The organism is Lysobacter sp. Soil_N_23 (assembly GCF_057656135.1).
The window spans coordinates 1-10,005 of sequence record NZ_JBDGKY010000041.1 but is presented as its reverse complement, the minus strand read 5'-3'; the positions used below and the strand labels follow the sequence as shown (position 1 = coordinate 10,005).

Sequence of the window (10,005 nt, the reverse complement as noted above, 5' to 3'; positions counted from 1 at the left end):
CGACGAAGGGGCGGAGCAATCCCCGGCCCGGCGGACGACGCCCCTCCGCAGACGCAAGCCCAACACGCAACAGCAACAGCAACAGCAGGCCCCTCACCGCGTTCGGGACGACAGGCCTCAGCCGCCCGCCATCAACGCCTCGATCTCGTCGGCGCTGCGCGCCAGCTTGCCGGTCAGCACCTGGTGGCCGTCCTGCGTAACCAGCACGTCGTCCTCGGTGCGGATGCCGATGCCGCGCCACTTCGCGTCGACCGAGCTGTCGTCGGGCGCGACATACAGGCCCGGTTCGATCGTGAACACCATGCCGGCCTCGAGCAGGCGCGACTCGCCGTCGATGCGGTACTCACCCACGTCGTGCACATCCAGGCCGAGCCAGTGGCCGGTCTTGTGGCGATAGAACCGCTTGTAGCTGCCGTCGGCCAGGTTCTTCTCGAGCCGGCCCTTGAGCAAGCCGAGCTTGAGCAGGCCTTCGGTCAGAGTCTCCACTGCCGCCACATGCCCCGCCTCGTACGGGATGCCGACGCGCGCCTGCGCCAGAGACGCCGCCTGCGCGGCGCCGACCAGATCGTGGAGCGCGCGCTGCTCCTTGCTGAAGCGACCGCTGACCGGGAAGGTGCGGGTGATGTCGGCGGCATAGCCACGGTATTCGGCGCCGGCATCGACCAGCACCAGATCGCCGTCACGCGCCTGCGCATTGTTGGCGCGGTAGTGCAGCACGCAGGCATTGCTACCGGCCCCGACGATGCTGCCGTACGCCGGCTCGGCATCATGCTGGCGGAACACGCGCTCGAGTTCGGCCTGCAACTGATACTCGTGCATGCCCGGGCGCACGGCGTGCATCGCCGCCTCGTGCGCGAGCACACTGATGTCCGCGGCGCGCTGCATCAGGCGGATCTCGTCGCGGTCCTTGAACAGGCGCAACTCATCGAGCAGATGGCCCAGTTCGAGGAACTCGTGCGGCGGCTGCGCACCCTGGCGCACCATCGCGCGCACGCGGTTGAGCCAACCGATCAGCTTGAGATCGAATTCCTGGTCGCGACCGAAGTGGTAATAGACACGCGAACGGCCTTCGAGCAGGCCCGGCAGGATGTCGTCGAGATCGGTGATCGGATAGGCATCGTCCAGACCGAACGCCTCGACCGCGCCTTCCGGACCAAAACGCGGGCCGTCCCAGCTTTCGCGCTCGGCATCGCGTTCGCGGCAGAACAGCAGCACCTCGCCGTGCTTGCGACCGGGCACCAGCACCAGCACCGCCTCCGGTTCCGGAAAGCCGGTGAGGTAGAGCAGGTCGGAGTCCTGGCGATAGGGGTAATGCGTGTCGCGACTGCGGATGCGTTCGAGCGCGGCCGGCAGCACCAGGATCGCGTCGTCGCCGGCCATGCGCATGAGCTGCTTGCGGCGGCGGGCGTAGGCCTTGGCGGGGATCGTGATGGGCTTGGTCATGGATAACCGTTGAATGGGCGCACTCCCTGCTACGGAATGGTGCGCCCCGGACGCATGGACGGGTGGATCAGTTCAGGCGCTGCCGATGCTGCGCGGCCAGCACGCAGTCGCCGTGCAACAGCAGCACCGCGACGCGGACGAACTCCTCGATCTCGACCAGCGCGATCTCGTCTTCCTCGTCGCCGTCGCTTTGCGGTTGCGCGGCGGCGAGCTTGCCCAGGTCGGCCAGTGCTTCCTGGCCCTCGTCGGACAGCTTGATCTTGCCGCCGCCGGCCAGGCCGAAGCCGCCGAGGAAACCGCGGCACCAGTCGAACAGCGCACCGCTGCGCTCCGCCAGTGAAGTGTCGGCGGCAGGCAGCAACAGGGCGAAGTCGAAGCTGCGGTCGGCCAGCTGGGCCGCGCTGGCTTCGCGCAGTTCGTCCAGCGCGCCGCCTTGCGCAGGCGCCGGCAGCGCATCGTCGGCCAGCACCTTGGCCGGCCATTCGCGCACCGCCGCGCCGCCGCCGGCGAGCCAGCCGCACAAGCCGCCATGGAGCTCAAAGGGAGAAGCAGCAAGGGCCAGCTGGCGGCTCTCGGCCTCGATGGCGGTCAGATCGGGCAGTTCAATTTCGGGCACGGGACGAGGCTCGGGGGAGTCACGGCAGTGTAGCAATGCAGCCGCGTCTTGTTGCCAGGCTGAACGCTTGCCTACACTGCGCGCTGCAGTACTCAAACCCATGGGTGTCCGTGCGTCCGCCCTCCTCTGCCTGCTTCCCCGTCCGGATCGTCTGGCTCGTCCGTCTCGCCGGACCGGTGCTGGCGTTGGCAATGGCGACCGCGCCGGTAGCGGCGGCGACGCGCGACTTCTACTTCTCGCGCCTGGGCAGCGAGCGCGGCCTCACCCAGAACACCGTGACGGCGATGGTCCAGGACCCGCAGGGCTTCGTCTGGGTCGCCACCCAGGGCGGCCTGCACCGTTACGACGGCCAGCGCTACCTGCCCTTCCGGCACAACCCGCGCGACCCGCAGAGCCTGCCCGACAGCAACATCACCGCGCTTGCGCTCGAGGGTGGACGGGCATTGTGGGTGGGCACCTCTGCGGAATACCTGAGCCGGCTCGACCTGGGCAACGGCAAGATCCGCCGCTATTCCGCCTCGGCGCCCAGCCAGCCCCATCGCCAGGTGGTTGCGCTCCTGCCCTACCGAGGGCTGATATGGGTCGGCAGCGCGGCAGGGCTGGAGCGTCTGAACCCGGACAGCGGCACACGCCAGAACGTGCTGTCGCTGCAGTCGCAGCCTGCCGGTGCCGCCAGCCGGCAGACACTGCTGGCAACCCGCGACGGCATGGCCTGGTACGGCAGTCCGCTCGGGCTGCATCGGATCGATCCGGCCGGCACGGTGCAACGCGTCGGCCCGCAGGAGCCGGTGCTGTCGCTGCAGCAGGACCAGGCAGGCCAGTTGTGGGTAGGCCGCAACGATGGCCTGTATCGGCTGCACAGCAACGGCCGCGAGCTGGTACGGGCCTGGCCGCGCGAGGCGCCTGCGGACCCGGCCGCGACGTCGGTTCGCGCGATCGCGCAGACACCCGACCACCGGCTGTGGCTGTCGGTCTACGGGTACGGGCTGCGTCGCTTCGATCCCGCCACCGGCAACGACGAGGAAGTGCACGAGGAGCCTCGCATCGAGGCCAGCCTTCCCGACGACGCCGTCAACGCGCTGCTGGTCGACCGTGGCGGCATGCTCTGGGTGGGCGGTCAGTTCCGCGGCGTCGCGATCGCCGATCCGCGCGGCACGCGCTTCCGCTACGTCTTCAATCTCGAGCATTCGCGCCCGCGCAGCCCGGCCGCCGCCGACAGCATCCGCACCATCGCGCAGTCGCAGGACGGCGCACTCTGGCTCGGCACCGACAACACCCGCCTGCTGCGATACGAACTGGCCGACGACCGCTTCGACGACCTCACCCCGCTGCTCGGTGACCAGGCGACGCCACCGCGCGTGACCGCATTCGCACCGGCCGACGAGGGCGAGCTGTGGGTCGCCACCGACGTCGGCCTCTACCTGCTCGATCCGCAACGGCGCCAGGCGCGCCATCTGGCGATTCCGGGCATGGAGCGTCAGCCGATGCGTTCGCTGGCGGTGGCGCGCGATCGCTCGCTGTGGATCGGCAGCCACGGCAACGGCGCGTTCCACTACATCCCCGACAGCGGCAAGCTCACCCACTACCCCTATCGCGAGAACGATCCCGACGGCCTCAGCTTCCCGGTCGTGCACGCGATCGTGGAAGACCGCCATGGCCATGTCTGGATCGGCACCGGCGACGGCCTGGATGTGCTCGATCCCGCCACCGGCAAGGTCCGGCACTTCCGACATGCCAGCAACGACCTGGCAAGCCTGCCGGGCAATCGCGTACGCGCCCTGCACGTGGCGCGCGACGGCACGCTCTGGGTGGGCACGCATGCCGGCCTGAGCCGCGTGGTCGAAGCGGCCGACGGCAGCATCAGCTTTGCCCACCCGCTCACCGGCACGCTCAACAGCGACATGGTGCCGGTCGTTTTCGCGATCGCCGAAGGTCCGGCCGGCCGGCTGTGGCTGAGCACGCAGGCCGGCATCATCAGCTTCGACATGGGCAGTGAGCGCACGCGCAGCTACGGCCTCGCCGATGGCCTGCAGGACCTGGAGTTCCACGGCGGTTCGATGGCGCAGCTCGGCGACGGCCGCATCGTCTTCGGCGGCGTGCGCGGCCTCAACCTGTTCGACCCCACGCACATCGTCGACTCCGACTACCGCGCACCGCTCAAGCTGCTCGGCGCCTGGGTCGGCAGCGAGGCGACCGCCGAACCGCGCGCGCTCTGGCAGCAGACCCGCCTCGACCTGCCCGATGCCGCCGGCCTGCTGCGCCTGCGCATCGGCTCGCTCGACTTCGCCCCGGCAGCCGGCATCCGCTACCGCTACCGCATGGACGGCTTCGACAAGGACTGGGTCGACAACGGCACCGAGCAGGACATCACCTATACGCGACTGCCAGCGGGCAACTACACCTTCCTGGCCCAGGCCACCAATCGCGACGGTGTGTGGAACGAGCAGACGCTCGAGATCCCGGTACGCATCGCGCCGCCGCTGTGGCGCCATCCGCTGGTGACCGCCGGTGCCGTCCTCGCGGCCCTGGCCCTGGCGCTGGTGCTGGCATGGCGTCGCCACCGCGATCGCCGCCGCGAGCGTGGTTACTTCGCCCAGATCCGCGAGCGCGACGAACGCCTGAAACTGGCGCTGTGGGCCTCGGGCGAGCAGTTCTGGGATTACGACCTCGACAACCGGGTGCTGCGCCGCACCCGCGCCGACGATCAGGCCGGACTGAACCTGGGCGTGCAGACGCTGGTCGACGCCAACCTGCAGATCCATCCCGAGGACCAGCCGCAGGCGGTCGAACAACTCAAGCGCCACCTGCGCGGCGACGCCGCGCTGTTCCTGTCCGAGCACCGCGTGCGCGAGGACAACAAGTGGGTGTGGATGCGTGCACGCGGCCGCGTCGTCGAACGCGCCGCCAACGGTCGCGCCCTGCGCGTGGCCGGCACCGCCCGCGACATCACCGCCAACCGCAGCGCCGAGCGCGATCGCCTGATCGCCGGCCAGGTGCTCAACAGCATGATCGAGGCGGTGGCGGTGTTCGACCGCGAGTTCCAGTTCGTCTCGGTCAATCCCGCCTTTACCCGCATGACCGGGTATGCCGATTCGGAAGTGATCGGCCGCCCGACCCGCCTGCTCGACAGCGACCAGCACGATCCGGCGTTCTACCAGCACGTGCGCAGCGAACTGCGCCGCAACGGCCGCTGGTCCGGCGAGATCTGGCAGCAGCGCAAGAACGGCGATGAATTCCTGTGCTGGTTCCAGGGCAGCGAAGTGCTCGACTCCAGTGGCCAGCAAGGCCATTACGTCGCCGTGCTCGGCGACATCACCGACCAGAAGCGCGCCGAACAGGAACTGCGCTACCTGGCCAACTACGACACCCTGACCAGCCTGCCCAACCGCGCACTGCTGTCGGAGCGGCTGTCGCGTGCGATCGTGCGCGCGCGCCGCCATGGCAGTCGCATCGCGATGCTGTTCCTCGACCTGGACCGCTTCAAGGACATCAACGACTCGCTCGGCCACGCCGCCGGCGACCGCATCCTGCGCGCCGCCGCGATCCGACTGCAGCAGGCAGTCGGGCCGCAACACACCGTCGCCCGCCTTGGCGGCGACGAGTTCACCGTTCTGCTGGAAAACCTCGAGCACGTAGAGCAGGCCGAGCAGGTCGCGCGCGACGTGCTGATCGCCTTCGAAACCCCGCTGGACATCGACCAGCGCCACGACGTGGTGATCTCGCCGTCGATCGGCATCAGCCTCTACCCCGACCACGCGCTGGTGCCGACCGACCTGCTCAAGCACGCCGACACGGCGATGTACCAGGCCAAGGCCGCCGGCCGCCGCACCTTCATGCGCTACACCGAGGCGATGGACGTGGAGATCCGCGGTCGCGCGACGATCTCGGCGGCATTGCGCGGCGTGCTCGACCGCAACGAGTTGCGCCTGGTGTTCCAGCCCAAGCTGTCGCTGGACCAGTCGCGCATCACCGGCGTGGAAGCACTGCTGCGCTGGCGCAGCTTCGAACTGGGCGACATTTCCCCGGCGCAGTTCATCCCGCTCGCCGAAGAGAGCGGCCTGATCCTCGACATCGGCGAATGGGCGCTGCGCGAAGCCTGCGGCGTGCTCAAGCGCTGGCGCCACAACGGCCTGGACCAGCTGACGATGGCGGTCAACGTGTCGTCGCTGCAACTGCTGCGCGGCAACCTGCCCAAGCAGGTCGCGCGTGCCCTGGTCGAAAGCGGCGTGCCGCCGGAGATGCTGCAGTTGGAGCTGACCGAAAGCGTGATCATGGCCAACGCCGGGCAGACCTCGGCGACGCTCGACGCGCTGCGTTCGCTCGGCGTCGGCCTGGCCATCGACGACTTCGGCACCGGTTACTCGTCGCTGGCCTACCTCAAGCGCCTGCCGATCAACACGCTGAAGATCGACAAGGAATTCATCGGCGACCTCACCCGCGACGCCGACGACGAGGCCATCACCACCACGGTCATCGCCATGGCGCATTCGCTGGGACTGACCGTTATAGCGGAGGGCGTGGAGACCGAAGCGCAGATGCAGTTCCTGCGCGGTCGCGGCTGCGACGAGATCCAGGGCTACTGGCTGGCGCGACCGCTGGAAGCGGCCGACTGCCTGGCCTTCATCCGCGCCTGGACGCCGCAGTCGATGCCGGGAGGGAGCGCTGCTGCCGACGCCGACGCGGTTGGAAGCGGGGTAGCTGGAAGCGGCGCGATTGGGAGCGGACCGGCCGGGAGCGGCTCAGTCGGCAAGGTCGGCTCGCCCGGTTGATCACGGCGGAATCGAACTGCCCCACTCCGGCATGAACCGGGGTCCTTGACCGGCCCCCCGGCCCTGCTATCGTGCGCGGCATGGACCAAGCCGAACTTCTCGCCCAACTCAAGTCGCTCTCCGACCGGGTCGAGCAGCTCGCCGAGCGCTCGCGCCGGCTGGGCGAGGAGAACCGCAGCCTGCGCCAGCAGCAGGAGCAACTGATGGGCGAACGCTCGGCGTTGCTTGCCAAGAACGAACAGGCACGCGCCCGTGTCGAAGCGATGATCGCGCGATTGAAGTCTCTGGAGCAGCACACGTGAGTCCTGGCCTGATGCACATTGGATCGAGCACCGGATCGATGGCTCTCATGCAAGGGAGCGCGCGATGAGCAGTGCCAGCGAACCGGTCAGCATCCGCCTGCTTGATCGCGAGTACACCGTCGGCTGCGAACCCGACGAGCGCGACAGCCTGCTGTCGGCGGCCAAGCTGCTCGATGCCAAGATGCGCGAGATCCGCGGCAACAACCGCATGGCCGCGCTCGACCGCGTCGCCGTCCTGGCCGCACTCAATCTCGCCCACGACCTGCAGCAACTGCGAAACGAACAATCGAGCCGCGACCGCGAGTTTTCGCGCACGTTGACCGACCTGCATCGCCGCCTCGACGACCTGTTCGATCTGCCCGCACGCTGAGTCGCTGGGCTCTACCGAACCGCTTCCGATCCGTGTTCCGTGGATCGTGCACACGCGTGCACTGAACCGTTCCAGCGCGATGCCGACGAGCGGGCATGCACTTCACAAGCTGCGCGCTATACTTCGCAACGTCCTCTGCTGTGCGCGACAGCGTGCGCAAACATTCGCCTTGTCCCTTATTGACGACACCGGGGGCGCGACGGAGGCCCGGAGTGCAGGTCCGCCTCGTAGCGGGAAGCCCGAAGGCATCCAAGCGTTCCCACTTGAACCCCGGGTTCAAGGTCGTTTCGCAAGCATCGCCATCGGCGGAGGACTACTCATTCAGGGGCGTCGATCCCCGGCGTGCCGATGCCGTGCTCCACAACAGCACGATCGGCTCGGTGATCGCCGCTTCGATCGTAGGCACGATCAAACCCAGGACCGGGCGCGACTTCGCGCCCGATCTTTTTTACCCTGCCCCCTCCTGGCCGGCTTTCCTGCCCGCCGCAGCAAAGGATCGAGCGCCGCATGACGGCTGACCGCGCGGCGCTGCGCCGCGAACTCCGCGACCGCCGCCGCGCCCTGGGCGCAGGCGACCGTATTGCCGCTGCCGAACGCCTGGCCGCGCATTTGCTGGCATTGCCGTTCGCGCCGGCCTCGGGCTACGTCGCCGGCTACTGGGCCACCGACGGCGAGATCGCCCTCCACGTCTGGCAACTGCGCCTGCTGCGCGAGTGCGTGTACTGCCTGCCGGTGCTGAACGAGGACGGCCGCCTGCGCTTCGCGCCATGGCGCTCCGGCGACCCGCTGGTCAGCAACCGTCATGGCATCCCCGAGCCCGACGTGGCGCCCAGCTCCCTGCTCGACCCGGAGCAGATGAGCCTGGTGGTGACGCCGCTGGTGGGCTTCGACCCGCGCGGCCACCGGCTGGGCATGGGCGGGGGCTGGTACGATCGCAGCTTCGCATTCCGCCACCAGCGCCCGGCTCCGCCCTGGCTGGTGGGCGCCGCGTTCGACATACAACACGTCGATACGCTCGACCGCGCCGACTGGGACGTCGCCCTGGACGCGGTCTGCACCGAATCGACGACCCTCGATTGCAGCAGCAGGGCCACCGCATGACCGCACGCCGCCGTTACTGGCTGATGAAGTCCGAACCGGATGCGTTCTCGATCGACGACCTCGAGCGGGTCGGGACCGAGCCGTGGAATGGTGTCCGCAACTACCAGGCGCGCAACTTCATGCGCGACGGCATGCAGGTGGGCGACGGCGTGTTGTTCTACCACTCGAACACCGACGTTCCCGGAATCGTCGGCACCGCCACGGTGGCCAGCAAGGCCTACCCGGACGAGACCCAGTTCGAGCCGAAGTCCGACTACTTCGACCCCAAGAGCACGCGCGAGGAACCGCGCTGGTTCCTGGTCGACGTCGCCTTCGACCGCAAGCTCAAGCGCACGATTTCGCTGGACGAGATCAAGCAGCATACCGACAGGCTCGGCGAGGACTTTGCGCTGATCCGCAAGGGTAACCGGCTGTCGGTGTTCCCGGTGCAAGCGGCGCAGTGGAAGTACCTGCTGTCGCTGGAGTAAGTCCCCGTCCCTGTCGTCGCGAGCGCAGCGACAAAGAATTCCCGATCCCAACGAGTTGAAACCATGAGCGAAGCCAAGCGCCTGGCCGGCGAAAAAGCCATCGAGTACGTCGAGGACGGCATGATCGTCGGCGTCGGCACCGGCTCCACGGTCGCCTTCTTCATCGATGCCCTCGCCCGTATCCAGGACCGCATCAAGGGCGCGGTGTCGAGCTCGGAGCAGAGCACGCAGCGCCTGCGCGCGCACGGCATCGAAGTGCTCGACCTCAATGCCACCGGCCCGCTCTCGCTGTACGTCGACGGCGCCGACGAGTGCGATCCGCACAAGCGCCTGATCAAGGGCGGCGGCGCGGCGTTGACCCGCGAGAAGATCATCGCCGAGGCCAGCCAGAAGTTCGTCTGCATCGTCGACCCGAGCAAGCGCGTCGATGTGCTCGGCAAGTTTCCGCTGCCGGTCGAGGTGATCCCGATGGCCCGCAGCCTGGTGGCACGCGAGATCCTGGCGATGACGCGCGGCCAGCCGGTATGGCGCCAGGACGCCGCCGGGAATGGGGTGGTCACCGACAACGGCAACATCATCCTGGACATCCATGGCCTTGCGATCGTCGATCCGGTCGGACTGGAGCAGGCGATCAACCAGATTCCTGGCGTGGTCAGCGTTGGCCTGTTCGCCCGCCGCCCTGCCGACGTGGTGATCATCGGCGGCGAGCCGCCGACGCTGCTGTAGTCAGCGCTGCCCCGGCCCCGGGGTTATATTGCCTCCGTTTGCCCTCACCCCCCCTCTCCCGCAAGCGGGCGAGGGGCTAAGGCTGCGCGGGATCTTGTGCTGCCGCGCCGGCAGGGCGGTCGGCCGGAGCCCCCCACCGGAGCCACCCTTCTCCCGCGAGCGGGAGAAGGTGCCGGCAGGCGGATGAGGGCAGGGGCGGCATATCTCGCCA

Annotated in this window: 8 protein-coding genes and 1 other RNA gene; 7 read left to right on the top strand and 2 right to left on the bottom strand. The window is 68.6% G+C overall.

The features are described 5' to 3' along the window. Nucleotides 1-117 precede the first annotated feature (117 nt). Both AC3A3X_RS17740 and AC3A3X_RS17735 read right to left on the bottom strand, forming a co-directional pair. The gene (locus AC3A3X_RS17740; protein ID WP_487584299.1) at nt 118-1,443 is read right to left on the bottom strand and encodes an aminopeptidase P N-terminal domain-containing protein; all 1,326 of its coding nucleotides are present in this window, start codon (nt 1,441-1,443) and stop codon (nt 118-120) included. Nucleotides 1,444-1,510: 67 nt separating this feature from the next. After that, nucleotides 1,511-2,050 (bottom strand): UPF0149 family protein, encoded by a 540-nt coding sequence (locus AC3A3X_RS17735; RefSeq protein ID WP_487584300.1) that lies wholly within the window; start codon nt 2,048-2,050, stop codon nt 1,511-1,513. 200 nt (nt 2,051-2,250) lie between these two features. Between AC3A3X_RS17735 and AC3A3X_RS17730 the strand changes: the two genes are divergently transcribed. From AC3A3X_RS17730 to rpiA, 7 genes are all read left to right on the top strand, one after another. Further along, the gene (locus tag AC3A3X_RS17730) at nt 2,251-6,828 is read left to right on the top strand and encodes an EAL domain-containing protein (RefSeq protein ID WP_487584298.1); all 4,578 of its coding nucleotides are present in this window, start codon (nt 2,251-2,253) and stop codon (nt 6,826-6,828) included. A gap of 80 nt (nt 6,829-6,908) precedes the next feature. Next, on the top strand, nt 6,909-7,130 hold the full coding sequence (locus tag AC3A3X_RS17725) for a TIGR02449 family protein (protein WP_158734166.1): 222 nt from the start codon (nt 6,909-6,911) through the stop codon (nt 7,128-7,130). Nucleotides 7,131-7,194: 64 nt separating this feature from the next. After that, complete coding sequence (locus AC3A3X_RS17720) at nt 7,195-7,500, top strand: cell division protein ZapA (protein WP_158734165.1); 306 nt, start codon at nt 7,195-7,197, stop codon at nt 7,498-7,500. Nucleotides 7,501-7,629: 129 nt separating this feature from the next. After that, nucleotides 7,630-7,816: non-coding RNA, 6S RNA (gene ssrS / locus AC3A3X_RS17715), on the top strand. Nucleotides 7,817-8,007: 191 nt separating this feature from the next. Beyond that, complete coding sequence (locus tag AC3A3X_RS17710) at nt 8,008-8,601, top strand: 5-formyltetrahydrofolate cyclo-ligase (RefSeq protein WP_487584297.1); 594 nt, start codon at nt 8,008-8,010, stop codon at nt 8,599-8,601. Next, the gene (locus AC3A3X_RS17705; RefSeq protein WP_487584296.1) at nt 8,598-9,068 is read left to right on the top strand and encodes an EVE domain-containing protein; all 471 of its coding nucleotides are present in this window, start codon (nt 8,598-8,600) and stop codon (nt 9,066-9,068) included. Before AC3A3X_RS17710 ends, AC3A3X_RS17705 begins: the two co-directional genes overlap by 4 nt. 63 nt (nt 9,069-9,131) lie before the next feature. Continuing rightward, nucleotides 9,132-9,794 carry a ribose-5-phosphate isomerase RpiA gene (gene rpiA, locus AC3A3X_RS17700; RefSeq protein ID WP_487584295.1) on the top strand — a complete coding sequence of 221 codons (663 nt, stop codon included), beginning with the start codon at nt 9,132-9,134 and terminating at the stop codon, nt 9,792-9,794. Nucleotides 9,795-10,005: the final 211 nt, after the last annotated feature.

Bases quoted from the DNA above. Each gene is read 5' to 3' on its own strand.
- rpiA (WP_487584295.1), top strand. From the start codon at position 9,132: ATGAGCGAAGCCAAGCGCCTGGCCGGCGAAAAAGCCATCGAGTACGTC.
- AC3A3X_RS17740 (WP_487584299.1), bottom strand. From the start codon at position 1,443: ATGACCAAGCCCATCACGATCCCCGCCAAGGCCTACGCCCGCCGCCGC.
- AC3A3X_RS17725 (WP_158734166.1), top strand. From the start codon at position 6,909: ATGGACCAAGCCGAACTTCTCGCCCAACTCAAGTCGCTCTCCGACCGG.
- AC3A3X_RS17705 (WP_487584296.1), top strand. From the start codon at position 8,598: ATGACCGCACGCCGCCGTTACTGGCTGATGAAGTCCGAACCGGATGCG.
- AC3A3X_RS17730 (WP_487584298.1), top strand. From the start codon at position 2,251: ATGGCGACCGCGCCGGTAGCGGCGGCGACGCGCGACTTCTACTTCTCG.
- AC3A3X_RS17720 (WP_158734165.1), top strand. From the start codon at position 7,195: ATGAGCAGTGCCAGCGAACCGGTCAGCATCCGCCTGCTTGATCGCGAG.
- AC3A3X_RS17710 (WP_487584297.1), top strand. From the start codon at position 8,008: ATGACGGCTGACCGCGCGGCGCTGCGCCGCGAACTCCGCGACCGCCGC.